Genomic DNA, 19,182 nt, shown 5'->3' with positions numbered 1-19,182 from the left:
GTGCAATGGATGATCCCGTCCGTGCCGAAAGGGGACGATCCGACAGCTCCTTCGCGGTGCGGCCGGGCGGCGCGACACCGAAGCGAAAACGGTCATCGGTCGTCGAACAGTACGGAGGTTAGCAATCGACGCGACAGGTCGCGGACCGCCGACCGCCACGGAGTTCGGGGCCGGGATCCTGCCGTACACTCGCTCGGGTCCGCGGGCGGGCGGCACCGGCGACGACGGAAACGGGCAACGATGGGATCTGACGACCTCGATGGGGGTGGCCTGGTGAACGCGCCGGACGTGACGGTTGTCGTCGCCGTCTACAACACCATGCCGTACCTGACCACCTGCCTGGACTCGCTGGTCGGGCAGAGCATCGGTCTGGAGCGGCTCGAGGTGGTCGCGGTGGACGACGGCTCGACCGACGGCAGCGGTGAGGAACTGGACCGCTTCGCCAAGCGGTACCCCGGCACCGTCACCGTGCTGCACCAACCCAACTCGGGTGGTCCGGCGGTGCCGAGCAACCGGGCCCTGGACGTGGCGCAGGGGCGCTACGTCTTCTTCATCGGTTCGGACGACTACCTGGGCCCGGAGGCGCTGGAACGGCTGGTGGACGCCGCCGACCGGTGGGGTTCGGACGTGGTGCTCGGTCGGATGGTCGGCACCAACAACCGCTACGTGCACCAGGCCATCTACGCCAGCACGGAGGAACAGGTCGACCTGTTCGACAGCGCGCTGCCCTGGTCGCTGTCGAACACCAAGCTGTTCCGGCGGGACCTGATCGAACGGTACGGCCTGCGGTTCCGCGAGGACATGCGGATGGGCAGCGACCAACCCTTCACCCTGGAGGCCTGCGTACGCGCCGGACGTATCTCGGTCCTCGCCGACTACGTCTACTACTACGCGGTCAAACGCGACAACGCGCAGAACATCACCTACGCGAGTCGGTTCGAGGAACGGCTGCGCTGCGCCGAGGAGCTGATCAACTTTGTGGCCGGGTTGATCGAGCCCGGTCCCCGGCGCGACGCCGTCCTGGTGCGGAACTTCAGCTGGGAGGTGGCCAAGCTGCTGCGGGCCGACTTCCTCGACCTCGACCCATCGGTGCAGGAGCATAACCACCAGCGGATCCGCCGGTTGGCCGAGAGCTTCCTGACCGACGCCATCCGGGACCAGCTCGCCCCCGATGTACGCCTGCGCCTGCTGCTCGCCCGGCACGGGAGCCTGGCGCAGCTACGCGAGTTGATCCGTCAGCAGAGCGACAAGCTGCTGCCCGCGTTGACGGTCGACGGCGACCGCTGCTTCGCCGGCTACGTCGGCTTCCGCGACCCGGAACTGGGCTTCCCGGACGAGTGGTACGACGTCACCGACCGGGCCGCCAAACTGGCGGTCAAGACCACCGTGACCGAGCTTGCCTGGGGCCGCGACGCCGCAGGTGGGTTGACCCTCGTGATCACGGCGCAGAACCCCTGGGCGCGCATGGTCGATCTCACCGGGGACGCGGTGCGGGTCACCATCGGTGACCAGCCGGCCGTCGTCTCGCTGCGCCCGGACAGCGCCGGTACCCTGCTACGTGCGGAGTTCCCGGTGAAACAGCTGCTCGCGGCGGGTGCCCAACGGTGGAAGGCCGGCGCCAAGCTCACCGTGTTCGGCGGGCTCAGCACGGTGCCGCTGCGGGCGAAGGGTCAGCTCACCGCGACGCGCCAGGCGTTGTGGCGCGGGTTGCGGTTGCACCGCGTCACCGCCAACACGGACCGCAAGCATCAGGTGCTCTTGACGATCAAGCGCGTCAGGTACCGCCAGGTCGCCGCCACCCGTCTGGCCCGTCTGCGGCCCTCGAGAGGAAAGTAAAGCCATGAACATCTGCGTCGTCGCCCTCGGGAAGATCGGCCTGCCGCTGGCCGTGCAGTTCGCCTCGAAGGGACACCGGGTGGTCGGCGCCGACGTCTCCGAGCGGGTCGTCGAGCTGGTCAACGACGGGGCCGTACCGTTCCCGGGCGAGACGGACCTGGACGTCAAGCTGAAGGAGGTGGTGGCCGCCGGCCTGCTGTCGGCGACCACCGACACCACCGCCGCGGTGGCCGCCTCCGAGGCGGTCGTGGTGGTCGTGCCGCTCTTCGTCGACGCCGACGGGGTACCGGACTTCGGCTGGATGGACGACGCCACCCGGGCGATCGCCGCCGGTCTCAAGCCGGGCACCCTCGTCAGCTACGAGACCACCCTGCCGGTCGGCACCACCCGGGACCGGTGGGCACCCATGCTGGAGGCGGGTTCCGGGCTCACCGCCGGTACGGACTTCCACCTGGTCTTCAGCCCGGAGCGAGTGCTCACCGGTCGGGTCTTCGCCGACCTGCGCCGGTACCCGAAGCTGGTCGGCGGCATCGACGAGGCGTCCGGTGCGCACGGTGTGCGCTTCTACGAAGCGGTGCTGGACTTCGACGAGCGGCCCGACCTGAACCGTCCGAACGGCGTCTGGGACCTGGGCTCGGCCGAGGCGTCCGAGCTGGCCAAGCTGGCCGAGACGACGTACCGGGACGTCAACATCGGCCTGGCGAACCAGTTCGCCCGGTTCGCCGACACGGTGGGCGTCGACGTCATCAAGGTGATCGAGGCGTGCAACACCCAGCCGTACAGCCACATCCACTCCCCGGGCATCGCCGTCGGCGGGCACTGCATCCCGGTCTATCCACGGATGTACCTGTGGAACGACCCGGCGGCCACCGTGGTGCGTTCGGCCCGGGAGGCCAACGTCGCCATGCCGGAGTACGCCGTCGACCTGCTGGCCGCCGCGTACGGCGACCTGACCGGCGTCGGTGTGCTGGTGCTCGGCGCCGCCTACCGGGGCGGCGTCAAGGAGACCGCCTTCTCCGGTGTCTTCCCGACGGTGGAGGCGCTGCGCCGGCGGGGCGCGAAGCCCTACGTCTCCGACCCGATGTACACAAACGAGGAACTGGTGGCGCTCGGCCTGCCGGGCTACGCCGGTGAGCCGGTCAGCGCCGCCGTCATCCAGGCCGACCACGCCGAGTACCGGACCCTCGGCTCCGCCGATCTGCCCGGCGTGACGGTGCTGGTCGACGGGCGACGGGTCACCGAACCAGCCCGTTGGACGGGCGTCCGCCGGGTGGTCATCGGGGGCTGAACGAGCCGTACCCGGGGCCCGGCGGCTACCGCTCGGGCCCCGGTCGTAACCGGGTCAGTGGTCCCGTCGGGGCGGGTTGTCCAGGTCCCGCGAGACGACCTCGCCCCGCTCGTCGACCCAGCCCTTCGGCCGGGCCGGGTTGCCCGCGACCAGTTGGTAGGGTGCCACGTCCCGGGTGACCACCGAACCAGCGGCGATCATCGCGTACTCGCCGACCTCGATGCCGCAGACCAGGGTGGCGTTCGCGCCGATCGAGGCGCCACGGCGCACCACGGTGGGGGTGATCTTCCAGTCCGGGTTCTGGGCACGGGGACGGAAGTCATTTGTGAAGACCGCGCACGGGCCGACGAACACCTCGTCCTCCAGGAGCACCCCCTGGTAGACGGAGACATTGTTCTGGATCTTCACGAGGTCACCGATCGTCACGCCCGCGTCGACATAGACGTTACGACCGATGACGCAGCCGGCGCCCACCCGGGCCGACGACCGGATGTGGGCCAGGTGCCACACCTTGGTCCCGTCGCCGACCTCGGCCCCCTGCTCGACGTCGGCTGTGGGATGGACGAAGACGGAGGGGGAGCTCTTGTCAGTCAACCTTCAGATCCCATCGGGTGTGCACGGTCTGGCGGAACTCGGCGCAGCATACCGGGCCGTGTGATGACCGGGTCCGGACCCGACTCCGACTACGCTCCTTGCCGATCCGCCGGCATCATCGGCCGAGCGTGCGCTGCGTACGCCCCGAGCTGGCCCCGCCCGTACGACGACGACAAGGACGCCCCGTGTCGATGACCGACCAGGCCACCGCCTCCTCGGCGGCGATCGACGGACCGACCGCTTCCGCTCCGGCCCGGTGGCGGTCCGCCGTGGGCCGGGTCGGGGCGGTCATCGCCTGGCTGCCCGTAGCACTGACCGACGGTGGCGTCCTGGTGTTCGCGCTCTGGACGCTGCTGTACCACGCCGCGCTGCCGCTCGGCATCGCCCCGTCGTGGACGTTTCGGGTCTGGTTGGTGGCCAGCCTGGCGCTGGCCCTGTTCGTCGCGCTGGCCCGATGGCGTCGCCGACGCGGCACGCCGGACACCACGGGCGGCACGCCGGACGCGGCAGGCGGCACGCCGGACACCGCGGGCAGTCCAGCAGGCGGCGCGCCGGCCACCGCGGGCAGTCCGGCGGGCGGTGCGTCGGACACTGCGGGCAGCACGCCGGGCGCGGCAGGCGGTGCGCGGGACGCGGCGGACAAGGGGCCGGCATCCGACGTCGACCGGACGGCGGCACGGACCGGCCGGGCGGCGGTCGTCCGGCACGGATTGACGGCACTGGTGCTGATCTTCGGCACTGTCGCGGCGATCACCGCCGGACTGGCCGGTACACCGGCCGGCGCCGACCTGTCCTGGTGGGTGCCGGCCGCAGCCGGGATCGTCGCGGCCACGGGTCTGGTGCTGCTGACCCGGCGGACCTGGCGGACCTGGCCGGACACTCCGGTGACCCGGTCGCCGGCACCGACCGCCTGGCAGTCGGCTTACGCGTTCGTGATCGCCGGTGGTGCCGCCGCCGCCTCGCTCGTCCTGGCCCGCAACACCCCGGACGACATCTACTACGTGGGCCGGTCGGTGTGGGTCGCGGAACGCGACAACGTTCCGCTCAACGACTTCCTGTTCAGCGAGAACGTCCTGCCGGCGATGGCGTCCCAGCCGCCGATCGCCAGCATCGAGGTGCTGGCCGGCGCGCTCGCCCGGTTCCTCGGCATCTCCGCCGCCTCGGCGACCTGGTACCTGCTGTTGCCGATGATGGCGGTGCTCGCCGTGCTGGCGCTCTGGCGGCTGGTGCAGCGCTGGGCGCCCCGGCGTCCGGTGCTCGCCTTCACCGTGGCCATCGCCTTCCTCGCGTTGGTCTGCGGCCCGGATGCCGCCCTGGGCAACTTCCACCTGCCCCGGCTCTACCAGGGCAAGGGCATGTTCGTCTCCGCGGTCGTGCCGCTGATGTGGCTCTATCTCACCCGCTGGTTCGACGACCGGTCCCGGCTGGGGCTGCTGCTGATCGCCGCGCTGTCGATCACCGCGACCGGGCTCACCACCACGGCGGCGATCGTCCTGCCGCTGCTGGTGGGTGGGGCGGCGCTGATGATGCTGCTGGTGGGCCGCTGGAAGTCGGCGCTCGCCGTCGGCGCGGCCGCGCTTACCTATCCGATCGGGGCGGTGGTGATCAGTCAGCTGGTCCTCGGTTCGGCCAACGAGGCCGCCGCCGACGTCAACTTCTACGACGCCGCGCACACCTACCGTCGGACCTTCGAGATCGGCATCGTCGGTGTGATCGGCGGGCTCGCGCTGTGGTGCGGCCCGCTGCTGGCCCGCCGTCGCAGCCCGGCGCTGCTGGCGGCCGGCGGCACGGTCACCCTGAGCGTGCTGCTGGTGCCCGGGGTGTTGGAGTGGCTCAGCGCGCTCACCGGCATCTCCGTGGTGCTGTGGCGGGTGTCGTGGCTGCTCGCCCTGCCGGCGCTTATCGGTCTGCTGTGCACGGTCTGGCTGCCGGCGCGGCTGCCCGCTGTGCGGGCGCTGGCCGGTGTGGTGCTGGCCGCCGCGATGGTGGGCTCGTTCGCCGGCTACGCGGTGCCGATGTGGGACGAGCGCAGCGGGGTGCTGGTGCACGACGGGCCGACCTGGAAGATCCGCACGAAGCAGCTGGCCATCGCGAGGTTCGTCGTGGGCCTCGACCGACCGGACGGTCTGGTGCTGGCCCCGGAGAGCATCATGCGGGCCATCCCGCTGCTCACCACCGAGGCGCGGGTGGTCCTGCCGCGTGACTTCTTCCTGATCGAGTACGACATCAACTCGCAGTTCTCCCAGGACCGGTTGTTGCTGACCCGGTTCGCCAACGGTGGCCCGGCCGCCCAGCGGCCCGCCGCCGAGCAGGTGGGCGCCGCGCTGGAGCGGCTGGACGTGGGCACCATCTGCGTCTACAGCCAGAACCGTTACGCCCGGCAGACCGCTGAACGGTTCGGCTACACCACGTACGCCAGGCGGAAGGCCGATCCTCCCGTGCACCCGAACGCCGTCACCTGCCTGCGTCGCGGGTAGTGCGGTGTCCAGAAACGTTCACCGGGCCGCGCCGGGCCCAGCCGACGACCGGCGGCGTTCCTGGACACCGCACTCGACACCCGGGCGTCACGGCGTCGATGTCTCGCGTTAAGGTCGCAGCTGCGCTGGCGCCGGGACGTGGCGTTCGGTGCCGCCGGGCTGCTGACCGGCCGTCGATCTCGGTAGGGAGAGCCATCCCTTGTTCGGCATGTTGACTGCGCGCGTCGGTGTGGCGGCGCGTGGGGCCCTGCTGGTGGGGGCGTACCTTCTCCTGCTCGTCACCGGCGCGTTCGGCCAGGTCGCCGGGTTCGTGGTTGCCGCCCTGGCGGCGGTGCTCGGCGAGGTTGCGGTGCAGCGGTGGTCTCTGGCCACCGTGACCCTGATGGAGAAGGCCGGCCTCGGCCTGGGCTACCGGCAACTGGCCCGCGACGTGTCGGTCGTGCTGCTGGTCGTCGCCCAGGTGGCCCCGGCCGGCGGCGCACTGACCCTGCTGCTCCTGCTGCCCGCCCTGGTGTGGGTGATCGCCGTCTTCGCCGGAGCGTTCGAGCGCATCATCGACAGGCGTAGTCCCGGCGGTTCGATGGTGCGCAACATCGATCTGGGTCGGCTCGGCGGCGGGCCGCAGCTGCCCCGGTGGGCCGCCGCCCTCAGCGGTGACCGGCTGCCCTGGGTGAACGTGTTGCTCGTGCCGGCGGCGGTGGCCGCGGCGCTCGCCGACACGGTGACGCCCGTCCACCTGGCCGGCGTGATCGCCGTCGGGTTGGCCGCGGTGGTGGGCGCCATGGTCGCGTCGATCTGGCTGCGGGGCCGGGGCACCGGGCACGGTGCCCGGCTGTCGGCGGTGCAGCGGTGGCTCGACAGCCACCGCCCGGAGGTCGCGCTGTACTTCGCCGGCCCAGGCAAGGACATCTACCAGGCGAACATGTGGCTTGCACCGATCGAGGCGCTGGACCGGCCGACGGTGGTCTTCCTGCGTAACCGGGAGGCCCTGGCGGAGCTGGCCGACACCCGGCTGCCGGTGGTCTGCGTCCCGCCCGGTGCGGATTTCATGAATCTCGGCAAGACCAGCGTCCGGGTGGCGCTGTATCCCGCCAACGCCGGGGAGAACATCCACATGCTGCGGGAGCCCGGTGTGCAGCACGTGTTCGTCGGGCACGGCGACAGCGACAAGGCCGCCAGCGTCAACCCGTTCTGCAAGGTCTACGACGAGGTCTGGGTCGCCGGCCCGGCCGGCCGGGAACGCCTCGCCCGCGCCGGGACCGGCGTACGCGACGTGAACGTGGTGGAGATCGGTCGGCCACAACTGGCCGGCCTGCGCACCGTCGGTGGGGGATCGGCCGAACGTCCCTTCACCGTGCTCTACGCACCCACCTGGGAGGGTTGGCTCGCCGACGACCCCTTCCACACCTCGGTGCTGCTGATGGGGGAGCGGATCGTCGCCGGGCTGCTGGCGATCCGGCCGGAGGTCCGGCTGATCTACAAGCCGCACCCGCTGACCGGGAGCCGGTCGGGGCGGGTCCGGGCGGCACACGAGCGGATCGTGCAGCGCATCCGGGCCGCCGGTGGCGACGTCGACGCGAGCACTCTGGACGGACCGGCGCACCGGGTCGTCACCGGCCGGGTGCCCGCGCTGTTCGACTGCTTCGACCAGACCGACCTGCTGGTCAGCGATGTGTCCAGCGTGGTGTCCGACTTCGTGCAGAGCCAACGGCCGTACGTGGTGACCAACCCCGCCGGGCTGCCCGAGGACGAGTTCCGTCGCACCTTCCCGACCTCCCGTGCCGCGTACCTGCTGTCCGCCGACTGCGGGGAACTGGGGAAGATCGTGGCGGTGACCCGGGCGGGCGACGACCCGATGACCGAGGCCCGCCGGGAGTTGAAGACCTACCTGCTCGGCCCGGCCGACGCCAACCCGATGGACCGGTTCGCCGAGGAGGTCGGTCGGCTCTGCCGCTGACGCCGCGCGGGTGCCCCGGGCGGAGGCTCCGCCCCGCGCCGTTGAGCCCGGGTTTTGTCCGGTACCGGCCCGGTCCGCCGCCTCGGCGGGCATGCTCGAAGGGCAGGCCGCCGGCGAGGGGATGGGCATGGAGAGCTACCACGACGACTGGACCGACAGCCAGCGCGCGCTCTACGACGAGTGCTACCGCGCCGGTGCCGACTGGGCCGACGACCCCGACACGCCGTCGGAGGACGTGCAGCACGTGATCAACCTGGCGGAGGCCGACGACGACACCCTCGCCGACGCTGAGATCGACTTCGCGCCGCTTATCGACGCGGTGACCGAGGCCACCGGCGAGGTCGTCGCCACCGTGCCGGCCAGCCACGAGGACCCCGGATTCAAGGGCTTCGTGGACGGGGTGCGGGACAGCACCTCCGACGAAACCTTCGGCCTCTGACCGGCTGAGCCGCTCTCCCGGCCCCCGGGCCTGTGCACCGGGCCGCTCGTCTGCCACCATCTGGCGCAGGTAGTTGAGCAGACCGAACGGGGAGGCCGGGTGCGCATCCTGCTGGTCGAGGACGACCGTCGGGTGGCCGCCGCACTGTCGTCGGCCCTGACCCGACGCGGGTACGAGGTGGAGCACGCCGCCACCGTCGCCGCCGCGCTCTCCGCCGCCCCCTGCGACCTGGTGCTGCTCGATCTCACCCTGCCCGACGGCGACGGGACCGACCTGTGCCGGCAGTTGCGACGGCGCAGCAACCAGCTCGGCATCATCGCCGTGACCGCCCGCGGCGAGGAGCGCGACCGGGTGCTCGGCCTCCGGCTCGGCGCGGACGACTACGTGGTCAAGCCCTTCTCGATGGTGGAACTCCAGGCCCGCATCGAGGCGGTGCTGCGGCGGGCCTCGCACGCGGCACCGGAGCGCAACCTGATCGAGGTCGGGCCGGTGTACATCGACGTGGCGGCCCGTACCGTCGCGGTGGCCGGACGCCCGGTGTCGCTGACTCGCAAGGAGTTCGACGTCCTGCTCTCCCTGGCCCGGCAGCCCGGCGTCGCGGTGCCCCGCGACCGGATCCTGCTCGACGCCTGGGGCACCACCTTCACCGATCGGCACACCGTCGAGGTGCACGTCGGTTCGCTGCGCGGCAAGCTCGGTGACCCGCGTCTGGTGGAGACCGTCCGCGGCGTCGGTTACCGGCTCCGGGGCGAGTGAGGAGCCCCGGGTGCGACGGCGGCTGGTGATCAGCTATCTGCTGCTGATGGTGCTGGTGGTGGTGGCGCTGGGTACGCCGTTGGCGGTGACGCTCACCACCCGGGAGACCGACCGTGTCCGGGCCGACCGGCTCGCCGACGCCACCCGCTTCGCGTCGCTGGCCGGGCCGGCGTTGCGCGACGGCACGCCCGGCCCACTCGACCACGAGCTGGGCAGCTACGACGAGCTGTACGGCATCGGTGCGGCGGTGGTGGACCGGGACCGGCGGGAGGTGGTGGCCTCGGCGAGCTGGCGACCGGCCCCGGGTACCCGGGAGGCACTTGACGTCGCGCTGTCCGGGCAGCAGGCCAGCGGGCCCGACTCGGTCTGGCCGTGGGTCGACGGGCCGATCGTGGTGGCGGTGCCGATCAACGACGGCGGCGAGGTCCTCGGTGCGGTGGTCACCGCCACCCCGGCCGACGGGGTCCGGCGTACCGTGGCCACCTGGTGGACGCTTGTCGCCGCGCTGGGTCTGCTCGCCGTGCTGGCCTGCGTGCTCACCGCGTTCGGGCTGGCCGGCTGGGTGCTGCGTCCGGTCACCGAGCTGGACGCCGTCACCCACGAGATCGCCGAGGGCGACCGTGGCGCCCGGGTGCAGCACCGGCTGGGGCCGCCGGAACTGCGCCGCCTGGCGAAGAGCTTCAACCACATGGCGGACGTCGTCTCCGACGTGATGGACCGGCAGCGTGCGTTCGTCGCGCACGCCAGCCACCAGCTCCGTAATCCGTTGACCGCGCTGCGGCTGCGGGTGGAGGAACTGGGGCCGAGCGTCACCGACGAGCAGGGCCGCGCCGAGCACCGGCTCGCGTTGGAGGAGACCGACCGGCTCGCCCTGCTCCTGGACGCGTTGCTCACCCTGGCCCGCGCGGAACGCCGCGAGAACCAGCGGATCACCGTCGACGCGACGGCTGCGGCCGTGTCCCGGGTCGCGGCCTGGGAGCCGCTGGCCCGCCACCGGTCGGTCACCCTGCGTCTGGCGGCCGATCCCGGGCCGGTGTACGCCCGTACCGTGCCGACCGCCATCGACCAGGCCCTCGATGCCCTGATCGACAACGCGGTGAAGTTCAGCGGTGCGGGCGGCGAGGTGACGGTGACCGTCGCGGCCCGCGACGGCGGGACGGCCCTTGAGGTACGCGACACCGGCCCGGGGATGACCCGCAGCCAGCTCGGTCGGGCCACCGAACGGTTCTGGCGGGCGCCGGAGGTGCAGAACGTCGACGGTGCCGGGCTGGGCCTGACCATTGCCGCCGTGCTTGTCGACGCCTCCGACGGCCGGCTCACCATGCACCCGAACTCGCCGCGCGGCCTGGTCGCCGCGCTGTGGTTCCCGCAGCCGGCGGAGCCGGCCGAACCCACCGGCCCGGATGCCGAGGCCGGACCACTGGCACCCACCGATCCGGCATCGTCCGCGCCAGCGGTGGCCTGAGCGTAGAACCGCGCACCCGCGGGACAGCCGAGGTTTGCTGCGAACCGTAGTATGAGTGCTACATTTCAGCGCACAGATCGTACGGAGGTGATTGTCGATGGCTGTCAGCGCCGGGGCGGAAACCCCGACCAGTACCGCGTCGCCGACCGACCGGGGCGTCACCCTGGACGTGCACGACCTGCGGATGCGGTACGGCTCGACCGACGTGCTCACCGGCGTGTCGTTCAGCGCGCGGCGGGGCGAGGTGCTGGCCCTGCTGGGCCCGAACGGTGCCGGCAAGACGACCACCATCGAGATCCTGGAAGGCTTCCGGATGCGTTCCGGCGGCCGGGTCGCCGTCCTGGGGGTCGACCCGGCGCGCGGCGACGAGCGGTGGCGGTCCCGACTCGGCGTGGTGCTCCAGTCCTGGCGCGACCACAGTCGATGGCGGGTGCGGGAGCTGCTGGCCCACCTCGGCTCCTACTACGCGCCCTACTCGACCGGGCGGATCAGCCGGCCGTGGGACATCGACGATCTGGTCCAGGTGGTCGGGCTGACCGAGCACGCGCACAAGAAGGTCGGTCAACTCTCCGGTGGTCAACGTCGCCGGGTGGACGTGGCGATCGGCATCGTCGGCCGGCCGGAGGTGCTCTTCCTCGACGAGCCGACCGCCGGGTTCGACCCCGCCGCCCGCCGCGAGTTCCACGACCTGGTGCACCGGCTGACCGACATCGACGACACCACCATCCTGCTCACCACCCACGACCTGGACGAGGCGGAGAAGCTGGCCGACCGGATCCTCATCCTGGCCGGTGGCCGCATCATCGCCAGCGGATCCGCCGACGAGTTGTCCCGCCGCATCTCCGCCGACGCCGAGGTGCGCTGGAGCCAGGGCGGGGCACGGTTCGTGCACTCCACCGCCGACGCGACCGGCTTCGTCCGGGAGTTGTTCACCCAGCACGGCGAGGACATCGCCGACCTTGAGGTGCGCCGGGCCAGCCTGGAGGACACCTACATGACGTTGGTACGCGATCACGAGTCCGGCCGCGCCGACGGCGCGACCCGCGCGTTCGAGGAGGTGGCTCGATGAGCCCGCTGGTCGTGGCCGCCCGGGCCGGTCTGTCCCGGGGCCGGATCGAGCTGCGGCAGAGCTTCACCAACGCGGAGACCCTCTGGGGGTACCTCTTCCCGACGGTCGTCCTGCTGGTGGTGATGTTCTTCCTGCGGGGTGCCAAGGTGCCGGGCACCGAGTTCTCGCTCGGCGCGCAGACGCTGCCCAGCACGCTCGGCATGACCGTGGCGTTCGGCGGGCTGGTCACCATGGCGTCGATCCTCACCGTGGAACGCGAGGACGGCACCCTGTTGCGGGCGAAGGCCACCCCGAACGGCATGTTCGGCTACCTCATCAGCAAGATCACCTTGGTCTCGGGGATGACGCTGGTGAGCGTCGCCCTGCTGCTCGTACCGGGTCTCTTCCTCTTCGACGCCCTGGCGCTCGACAGCGTGGCGGCCTGGCTGACCCTGGCCTGGGTGATGCTTGTCGGCATGGTGGGGACCATGCCGGTCGGTGCGGTCCTCGGCTCGCTGCTGTCCAACCCCCGGAACATGGGGCTGATCATGCTGCCGATGATGGGACTCATCGCCACGTCGGGCATCTTCTATCCGATCACCGCACTGCCCGGGTGGTTGCAGGCGGTCGCGCAGCTCTTCCCGATCTACTGGCTCGGTCTCGGCATGCGGTCGGCGTTGCTGCCCGAGGCCATGGCCGCCGTCGAGATCGGCGAGTCGTGGCGGCACCTGGAGACGCTGCTGGTGCTCGGCGGCTGGGCGGTCGCCGGGCTGGTGCTGGCACCGGTGGTGCTGCGCCGGATGGCTCGCCGGGAGTCCGGGTCGAGCGTGGCGGCCCGCCGCGAGAAGGCCCTGCAGCGGGTGACCTGAGGATGGGCCGTCGAGATGAGTGAGATCGTCCACAACCGCATCGCCATGCTCCGGGCGGAGCGGGGGATCTCCCGCCGTCAGCTGGCCGAGGCGTTGGGCGTCCACTACCAGACCATCGGCTACCTGGAACGCGGCGAGTTCAGCCCGAGCCTGCATCTGGCGCTGCGCATCGCCCGGCACTTCGAGGTGCCGGTGGAGGTGGTCTTCGCCACCGAACCGTTTCCCCGGCTGGGCGACCCCACGCCGCCCGCCGCGCGGTCCGCCTGACGCGTCCGGTCAGGGTTTGCTGGCCCGGTAGTAGTCGACGGCGCCCGGGTGCAGGGGCAACGGTGAGGTGGCGATGGCCGAGCGGGGGCTCATCCGGCCGGCTGCCGGGTGCGCGGCGGCCAGTTCGGAGCGGCGTTCCATCAGCAGCCGGGTCACCTCGCGAACCAGCGACTCCGGCAGGTTGGCCCGCACCACCAGGTAATTTGGGTTGGCCACGGTGGTGACCGGGTCGACGCCGTACACCGAGCGGGGAATGTCCCGCGGTACGTACACCTCGGGGTTGCCCCGGCGCAGCCGTGCGGTCCACTCGCCGAGGTCGACGATGCGGGTGGGAGTGTCCTGGGCGAACTGGGCGACCGCGCGTACCGGCAGCCCACCGGAGAAGAAGAAGGCGTCGATCCGACCGGCGTGCAGGGCGGCCACCGAATCGTCCAGGCCGAGCTGCTCCTGCCGCACCTGCGGGCCGTCGAGGCCGGCGGCGGTCAGCAGCCGATCCACCGTGATCTTGGTCCCCGAGCCGGCCGCGCCCACCGAGACCCGCCGCCCGCGCAGGTCGGCCAGGGTCCGCACCGGGCTGTCGGCGGTGGTGACCAGGTGCAGCAGGTCGTCGTAGACCCGGGCGACCGCCACCACCGGCGGGTCCGGACCCGGGTCGGCCTGCAACACGTCGGCTTGGGTGAAACCGAGTTCGGCCTGCCCGGCGTTGAGCAGCTGCACGTTCTCCGCGGAGGCCGCGGTGACCAGCACCTCCGCCCGCACCTGGGGCAGCTCCCGGTTGAGGATGGCCGCCAGCGACGCACCGAAGGCGTGGTAGACGGCGGTGGGGCTGCCGGTGGCGATCCGGATGACCACCGGCTCACCCGGATCGTCGCGGCAGCCGCCGAGGCCGGGCAGGGCCAGCAGCACGGTCAGCGCCAACGCCACGCGGGCGCCACGCCACCGGGCTCGCGCGGGACAGCGGGTACGGGTCACGGGCAGCACTGTGCGCCGCCGGACCCCGATGGCGCAACCCCGGGACGGCGGAGCATGGTGCGGCCGTGGGTCGGCCGCCGGTCACGCCACCGGCCGCTGCACCGCCTCCTCCGCCGCGTACCGCAGGATCCGGTCCCGGTCGCGGCCGTGGGCCACGCTGACCAGGAAACAGCCGGTGTTCGGGCGCAGCAGCGCCGGCACGTCCAGCAGGGCGGCGCCGCGTACCAGCACCGCGCCGAGTTCCCGGTCGGTGATCCGCACCCCGAGGATGTGCCGCCGGACATGCCGACCACCGGCCAGCAGCGCGGCCCGCCAGGCGGCGGCGGCCAACCGGGTGCGCCACAACCGCCGCGCCGTCGATGCACCCGGCACCGGCCCGCCGAGCAGCTCCCGCCGGCCGCGCCGCCAGCCGTTCTCCACGATCGCCGCGTACGTCGGCCGGTGCTCCCGCTCGACGTGCAGCCGGTGCAGCTCGTACCGGCGGCGCAGCCCACCGACGGCCACCTCGTGCCGGACCGGGATGTCGAGGCGGTCGAGCAGTTGCCGGGTCCGCCGTGCCGCCTCCTCCCGGTTGAACTCGATCGTCGTCGGCCGGACGGGTTGCTGCGCCGCATGCCGGTGCCCGGCGGCTGCCGGCGGTGGCATGCAGCGCAGCAGGCAGGCCGTCTCGAACGCGTCGGCCAACGTCGACCAGTCCAGCGGTGGCGCTGCCGACGGGGGCCGGGCCGACGACGGCGCGGTGGACGCCGGCAGGGCCGATGACGGACGGGACCGGTCGAGCAGGATCGGTTCGGCAACCACCGCAGGGCCTCCTCGTCGCGTCGGGTCCTCTTACGGTGACCCGGGACACGGACCGGTGGTACCGATCCGGTCCAGCCTTGAGGAAATCTTGCGTCTGGTTACAGCTCCGAAACGATCACGTCGACCTGACGCGGCCGGCCGGGGGCGGTGGCCTGCTCGCACACCTGGTACTTCAGGTCCCGCAGCGTCGTCACCAGCGCGGCCACGGAACGCGGTCGGGCTCCGGCGAGCAGCAGGTCCCGGACCAGCCGCCCCTTCGTGGCCTTGTTGAAGTGGCTGACCACCGAGCGCACCGGCACCCCGTCGACCTCCCGCTCGTGCAGCACCCGCACGGTGAGGGTGCGCTCGGCCAGCTCGCCGCGGGGCGTCCAGGCCGCCGCGTACGCCCCGGACCGCAGGTCCAGCACCGGGCCGCGACCGGCCGCCGCGGTCAGCGCGGCACCCAGGTCCTGCCGCCACAGCGCCGGCAGCGCACCGACGCCGGGCAGCCGGGCCCCGATCGGGCAGCGGTACGGCGGAATCCGGTCGGTCAGCCGCACCGCTCCCCACAGACCGGAGCTGACCAGCACCTGCCGTCCGGCCGCCCGCTGCGCCGTTGCCGGCAGGCCGGCCAGGTCGAGGGCCTCGTAGAGCACGCCGGTGTAGATCCGGCCGGCGGGCGCGGTGGCGGCCTGCCGCAGCCGAGCGTTGCGTCGCACCTCACCGTGCTGCCCGGCGCCGAGGCCGAGCGCGGTCAGCGCCGTCTCCGGCGGCCCGGCGCCGAGGGCGACAAGCGCGGACAGCACCTCCTCCCGCCGTGGGTTCAGCTCCGGCAGGGAGAGCCGGTCCAGGTCCAGTCGGCGGCCCGAGCCGGCCTCGGCCTTGCCCTCCGAGGGCGGCAGCAGGATGAGCATGGGTGACTCTAACGCCACGGCCGCAGCGGCTCCGCCGGGTGGTACACCCGGAAGCCACCGACCTCGGCGAGCAACGCCGCGTCGGCCCGGTCGCCGAGCAGTTCCCGCAGCCGCCGGTCCGCCGGGGCGTCGGCGGCCAGCACGTACCCGGGCCGCTGCGCCCGGGCCAGCCGCCACCAATACGCCGGGTACCGGTTCTGCCCGGGATGCAGACTGCCCTCGACCACTGCGCAGACCACCTCCTCGTCGGTGTTGAAGACCAGCCGGTTGCAGGTCCAGTACTCGCCGTACACCTCACGCAGGCCGGCCGCGCGGACCGTGTCGGCCAACTCCCGGGCCTGTCGTTCCTCGGTACGCCCCGGAGCCGCGCCGGTGGTGGCGAAGAGCACTGTCACCACAAGCGAACCGGCCGCCAGCGCGGCCAGCACGGCGGTGGCCGCCGCACCCGCCACCCGGCCCGCCACGCCGGCGGTGCCCCGTCGGGCGGCGACCGCCGCCACCCACAGCGGCCAGAGCACCGCCGGCAGCGACAGTTGCAGCACCGACAGGTAGCGGGCGTTGCCCAGCGGATCCGTGGCCGCCAGCGGGCTGCGCAGGTACGCCAGCAGGGTCAGCGCCGCGCCGGTGAGCAGCGCGAGGTGCACGACCGGGCCGACCCGGTCGCCGCGCCCGGTCGCCCGCCGGTACGCGAGCCCGGCGAGCGCCGCCGCGACCACCAGCAGCAGCGGGTAGAGCAGGCCGAACCACGCCTGCCAGCGGGCGCAGCCGTCGACCGGGCAGAGCCCGGCGGCCAGCGGTACGCCGTCCAGCAGCCCGCCGCCGAGCCGCTGCGACCACGGCGGCACCGGCCCGTCCTCGCCGCTGACCCCCCGTAGCACCGACAGGGAGTCCTGCCCGGGTGGGGCAACCAGGTTGTCCCGGATCATCGGGGCGAGCCCGACGGCGAAGCCGACGACAAGCAGCAGACCCGACCAGCCGAACAGCTCCCGGCGCAGCGTCCACACCAACACCAGCCCGGCCACCGCCAGGTACGGCACGATCAGCCAGTCCGACCAGAGCGCCACCCCGGCGAGCAGCCCGAACCCGCCCACCGCCAGCCCACGGCGACGTACCGTGCCGCGGGCCAGCGCCACCACGACCAGCAGCATCGCCAGCACCGCCACCTTGACCTCCGGCCGCCCGCCCACCGCGGTCACCTGGTCCCGGACGACCCGCTCGGAGCCGAGCGCGAGCAGCCCGACGACCACGGTGGCGAACCACGGCGAGCCGATCCGCCGGGTCAGCCGGTGGATCAGCCAGAGGAACAGCGCGTAGAGCGCGAGCACCGGCAGCCGCAACATCGGCCAACTCGGCCCGGTCACCGCGAGCAGCGGTGCGGCCAGGTACGACTCCAGGGTGCCCATGTACCGCTGGCCGTACAGGAAGATCGGCTGCTCGCGGCCCTGCGCGATGTGCAGCGCGGCCAGCCCGAAGGTCGCCTCGTCGCTGTTGGAGACGGGCACGGTGGTCAGCACCAGCACCAGCCGGTAACCGACTCCGATCATCCCGAACAGCAGGGCGACAAGCGCCGGCCGGTCGAGCCGTGGCCGCCACCGCCCGCGCTGTCGCCCTGGTTCCGCCCCTGCTCGTGGCACGACCTCGCCCCCGTCGTCGTCCCGACCGGAGTGTGTCACGGCGGCGACGCCGGGCGTGGCGGTTCGGCTCAGCTCGCGTGGCCGAGGTGGCTGGTCTGTGGCAGGGTTGCTTCCGTGCCACCGACTCCCGCAGGCCAACTGGCCGTACCGAACCTGCACCGGGCCGCGCGGATCGAGGACGCCGTACACGCCCTGGTGGAACGCCGGCTGCGGCGGACCGGCTGGCGGACAAACATCATCGCGTACACCGGCTACGGCGGGCCCGGTTGGGTGCGGGTGATGTGCCGGGTGCTGCTGGGGCGGCCGGACACCCGCCAGCGCGGCCGGCTGGAGAAGGTCCGGGGCTGGCGCAGCTTCACCACCCTGCCGGCCAAGCACGTCACCGTGACCATCGAGACCGGCGGGGTGGTGCACGAGGCACAGGCCGACCGCAGCGGCTTCATCGACACGGTGGTCGAGGCGGGCCTGCCACCCGGCTGGGGTTCGGTGCGGCTGAGCATGCCCGACGCCGATCCGGTCGAGGCACCGGTGCGCATCCTCGACCCGGAGGTGCGCTTCGGCATCCTCTCCGACATCGACGACACGGTCATGGTGACCGCGCTGCCCCGGCCGCTGCTCGCCGCCTGGAACACCTTCGTCCTCGACGAACACGCCCGCGCGGCGGTGCCCGGCATGGCGGTGCTCTACGAGCGGCTGGTCACCGCCCACCCCGGCGCGCCGGTGTTCTACCTGTCCACCGGCGCGTGGAACGTCGCCCCGACGTTGACCCGGTTCCTGTCCCGGCACCTCTACCCGGCCGGTCCGCTGCTGCTTACCGACTGGGGGCCGACGCAGGACCGCTGGTTCCGCAGCGGCCGGGAACACAAGCGCGCCACCCTGGCCCGGCTGGCCAAGGAGTTCCCGGACGTACGCTGGCTGCTCGTCGGCGACGACGGCCAGCACGACCAGGAGATCTACCGCGAGTTCGCCGTCGCCCATCCGGACAACGTCGCCGCGGTGGCGATCCGCCGGCTGTCGCCCACCCAGGCGGTGCTCGCCGGTAGCCTGCCGGTCCCACACGACGACCACGCCGAGGGGCCGGTGGGGCAGAAGTGGCTCTCCGCGCCCGACGGCGCCGGCCTGTGGACCCTGCTACGCGGCGCCGGCCTGGTCTGAGCCGGCCCTCGGTTCGCCGATCCCGATCCGCCGACCGGGCCGGCCGGGGAAGCTGCTCGGCTGGCGGGGGCGCTGCTCGGCAGGCGGGCGGAGCCGGTCACCTGGCCCGGCCCACCCACCGTCCGTCGGCGTCAGCCGCCCGGTGTGAGCGTGACCTCGCCGGTGCAGCCGGCCAGGGTGCGACGGTCTTCGAGCAGGTCGATGACCGCCTGCCGGTTGGCGATCCGCGCCTCGGAGAGGGCGTCCGGGTTGCGCCGCTGGCCGTCGATGAAGGCGAGGTTGTTGCGGACCGCGCCGTCGAGGCCGGCGCAGTTCTCCGCCGCGCCACCGTTGAGTGCCGCGTTCGGGTCCGCGTCGGGTACCTCGACCTCGCCGGTGCAGCCGGCCGCCGCACGCCGCTGCTCCAACTGGTCGATGACCGCCTGCCGGTTGGCGATCCGGGCCTCCGACAGCTCGTCGGGGAACACCAACTGGTCGGCGATGAACGCGAGGTTGCTGCCCACTGCGGCGTCCAGGCCGTCGCAGTTCTCGCTGGCCTGACTGGTCCCGGTCGCCACCGCGAAGGCCACCGCCAGGGTCACCCCGACCGCCGCGAACCCCGCGATCCTCCGCTGTCCTAACGAGGGCTCACTCCCACGGTCCCGGGCCGTACCCCTGCTGCTCGCCATCGATCCTCCGCCTCGTCGTCCACCTGGAACCATGGGTACGGAGGCGAGGGCGCGGGTGGTTCA

The 19,182-nt window shown here is 72.6% G+C and carries 17 protein-coding genes; 11 read left to right on the top strand and 6 right to left on the bottom strand.

Going from position 1 to position 19,182, the window contains the following annotated elements; genetic code table 11:
- Nucleotides 1-273: 273 nt before the first annotated feature.
- Together AB0J93_RS07425 and AB0J93_RS07420 are read left to right on the top strand one after the other, a co-directional pair.
- Nucleotides 274-1,836: a glycosyltransferase gene (locus AB0J93_RS07425; RefSeq protein WP_363919478.1), complete on the top strand. Its 1,563-nt coding sequence runs from the start codon at nt 274-276 to the stop codon at nt 1,834-1,836.
- A 4-nt stretch (nt 1,837-1,840) separates the two neighbouring features.
- Complete coding sequence (locus tag AB0J93_RS07420; RefSeq protein WP_363919087.1) at nt 1,841-3,124, top strand: nucleotide sugar dehydrogenase; 1,284 nt, start codon at nt 1,841-1,843, stop codon at nt 3,122-3,124.
- Between the two features lie 54 nt (nt 3,125-3,178).
- Here AB0J93_RS07420 and AB0J93_RS07415 read toward each other — a convergent pair whose 3' ends face one another.
- The gene (locus AB0J93_RS07415) at nt 3,179-3,718 is read right to left on the bottom strand and encodes an acyltransferase (protein WP_363919085.1); all 540 of its coding nucleotides are present in this window, start codon (nt 3,716-3,718) and stop codon (nt 3,179-3,181) included.
- Between the two features lie 191 nt (nt 3,719-3,909).
- Between AB0J93_RS07415 and AB0J93_RS07410 the strand changes: the two genes are divergently transcribed.
- The 8 genes from AB0J93_RS07410 to AB0J93_RS07375 all read left to right on the top strand — a co-directional run bounded on the left by AB0J93_RS07410 (nt 3,910) and on the right by AB0J93_RS07375 (nt 12,996).
- Nucleotides 3,910-6,195 carry a DUF6077 domain-containing protein gene (locus AB0J93_RS07410; protein WP_363919476.1) on the top strand — a complete coding sequence of 762 codons (2,286 nt, stop codon included), beginning with the start codon at nt 3,910-3,912 and terminating at the stop codon, nt 6,193-6,195.
- A gap of 208 nt (nt 6,196-6,403) precedes the next feature.
- Nucleotides 6,404-8,152 carry a CDP-glycerol glycerophosphotransferase family protein gene (locus tag AB0J93_RS07405; RefSeq protein WP_363919083.1) on the top strand — a complete coding sequence of 583 codons (1,749 nt, stop codon included), beginning with the start codon at nt 6,404-6,406 and terminating at the stop codon, nt 8,150-8,152.
- A gap of 91 nt (nt 8,153-8,243) precedes the next feature.
- Nucleotides 8,244-8,591 carry a hypothetical protein gene (locus tag AB0J93_RS07400; RefSeq protein ID WP_363919081.1) on the top strand — a complete coding sequence of 116 codons (348 nt, stop codon included), beginning with the start codon at nt 8,244-8,246 and terminating at the stop codon, nt 8,589-8,591.
- 99 nt (nt 8,592-8,690) lie between these two features.
- Nucleotides 8,691-9,347, top strand: coding sequence for a response regulator transcription factor (locus AB0J93_RS07395; protein WP_281561887.1), 657 nt, complete (start codon nt 8,691-8,693; stop codon nt 9,345-9,347).
- A gap of 10 nt (nt 9,348-9,357) precedes the next feature.
- Entirely contained in the window at nt 9,358-10,812 is a 1,455-nt protein-coding gene (locus tag AB0J93_RS07390; protein ID WP_363919079.1) for a HAMP domain-containing sensor histidine kinase, read from the top strand.
- A 184-nt stretch (nt 10,813-10,996) separates the two neighbouring features.
- A complete protein-coding gene (locus AB0J93_RS07385; RefSeq protein ID WP_363919474.1) occupies nt 10,997-11,881 on the top strand; it encodes an ABC transporter ATP-binding protein in 885 nt (294 codons plus the stop codon).
- Nucleotides 11,878-12,729, top strand: coding sequence for an ABC transporter permease (locus tag AB0J93_RS07380; RefSeq protein WP_363919077.1), 852 nt, complete (start codon nt 11,878-11,880; stop codon nt 12,727-12,729). The genes AB0J93_RS07385 and AB0J93_RS07380 overlap by 4 nt, the downstream gene beginning before the upstream one ends.
- Nucleotides 12,730-12,744: 15 nt before the next feature.
- The gene (locus AB0J93_RS07375) at nt 12,745-12,996 is read left to right on the top strand and encodes a helix-turn-helix transcriptional regulator (RefSeq protein ID WP_363919075.1); all 252 of its coding nucleotides are present in this window, start codon (nt 12,745-12,747) and stop codon (nt 12,994-12,996) included.
- 9 nt (nt 12,997-13,005) lie between these two features.
- Here the strand turns inward: AB0J93_RS07375 and AB0J93_RS07370 are convergent, their stop codons facing one another.
- From AB0J93_RS07370 to AB0J93_RS07355, 4 genes are all read right to left on the bottom strand, one after another.
- The gene (locus AB0J93_RS07370; protein WP_363919073.1) at nt 13,006-13,968 is read right to left on the bottom strand and encodes a TAXI family TRAP transporter solute-binding subunit; all 963 of its coding nucleotides are present in this window, start codon (nt 13,966-13,968) and stop codon (nt 13,006-13,008) included.
- A gap of 81 nt (nt 13,969-14,049) precedes the next feature.
- Nucleotides 14,050-14,721, bottom strand: a complete 672-nt coding sequence (locus AB0J93_RS07365; protein ID WP_363919472.1) for a hypothetical protein — start codon at nt 14,719-14,721, stop codon at nt 14,050-14,052.
- A 146-nt stretch (nt 14,722-14,867) separates the two neighbouring features.
- On the bottom strand, nt 14,868-15,662 hold the full coding sequence (gene yaaA, locus AB0J93_RS07360) for a peroxide stress protein YaaA (RefSeq protein WP_363919071.1): 795 nt from the start codon (nt 15,660-15,662) through the stop codon (nt 14,868-14,870).
- An 8-nt stretch (nt 15,663-15,670) separates the two neighbouring features.
- Nucleotides 15,671-17,335, bottom strand: a complete 1,665-nt coding sequence (locus AB0J93_RS07355; protein ID WP_363919069.1) for a hypothetical protein — start codon at nt 17,333-17,335, stop codon at nt 15,671-15,673.
- 75 nt (nt 17,336-17,410) lie between these two features.
- On the opposite strand from AB0J93_RS07355, the gene AB0J93_RS07350 reads away from it, so the two are divergent.
- Complete coding sequence (locus AB0J93_RS07350; RefSeq protein WP_363919067.1) at nt 17,411-18,451, top strand: phosphatase domain-containing protein; 1,041 nt, start codon at nt 17,411-17,413, stop codon at nt 18,449-18,451.
- Between the two features lie 131 nt (nt 18,452-18,582).
- Here AB0J93_RS07350 and AB0J93_RS07345 read toward each other — a convergent pair whose 3' ends face one another.
- Nucleotides 18,583-19,119 carry a hypothetical protein gene (locus AB0J93_RS07345; RefSeq protein WP_363919065.1) on the bottom strand — a complete coding sequence of 179 codons (537 nt, stop codon included), beginning with the start codon at nt 19,117-19,119 and terminating at the stop codon, nt 18,583-18,585.
- Between the last annotated feature and the right edge of the window lie 63 nt (nt 19,120-19,182).

Origin of the sequence: Micromonospora sp. NPDC049374 (assembly GCF_040677165.1) — a bacterium.
In the GTDB taxonomy this organism is placed as follows: Bacteria; Actinomycetota; Actinomycetes; order Mycobacteriales; family Micromonosporaceae; genus Micromonospora.
This window is presented reverse-complemented; position numbering and strand designations above follow the sequence as displayed.

What these genes read in the sequence shown, in the direction of transcription:
- AB0J93_RS07420 (WP_363919087.1), top strand. Translation starts at nt 1,841, where the DNA reads ATGAACATCTGCGTCGTCGCCCTCGGGAAGATCGGCCTGCCGCTGGCC.
- AB0J93_RS07410 (WP_363919476.1), top strand. Translation starts at nt 3,910, where the DNA reads ATGACCGACCAGGCCACCGCCTCCTCGGCGGCGATCGACGGACCGACC.
- AB0J93_RS07405 (WP_363919083.1), top strand. Translation starts at nt 6,404, where the DNA reads ATGTTGACTGCGCGCGTCGGTGTGGCGGCGCGTGGGGCCCTGCTGGTG.
- AB0J93_RS07400 (WP_363919081.1), top strand. Translation starts at nt 8,244, where the DNA reads ATGCTCGAAGGGCAGGCCGCCGGCGAGGGGATGGGCATGGAGAGCTAC.
- AB0J93_RS07385 (WP_363919474.1), top strand. Translation starts at nt 10,997, where the DNA reads ATGCGGTACGGCTCGACCGACGTGCTCACCGGCGTGTCGTTCAGCGCG.
- AB0J93_RS07380 (WP_363919077.1), top strand. Translation starts at nt 11,878, where the DNA reads ATGAGCCCGCTGGTCGTGGCCGCCCGGGCCGGTCTGTCCCGGGGCCGG.
- AB0J93_RS07375 (WP_363919075.1), top strand. Translation starts at nt 12,745, where the DNA reads ATGAGTGAGATCGTCCACAACCGCATCGCCATGCTCCGGGCGGAGCGG.
- yaaA (WP_363919071.1), bottom strand. Translation starts at nt 15,662, where the DNA reads ATGCTCATCCTGCTGCCGCCCTCGGAGGGCAAGGCCGAGGCCGGCTCG.
- AB0J93_RS07345 (WP_363919065.1), bottom strand. Translation starts at nt 19,119, where the DNA reads ATGGCGAGCAGCAGGGGTACGGCCCGGGACCGTGGGAGTGAGCCCTCG.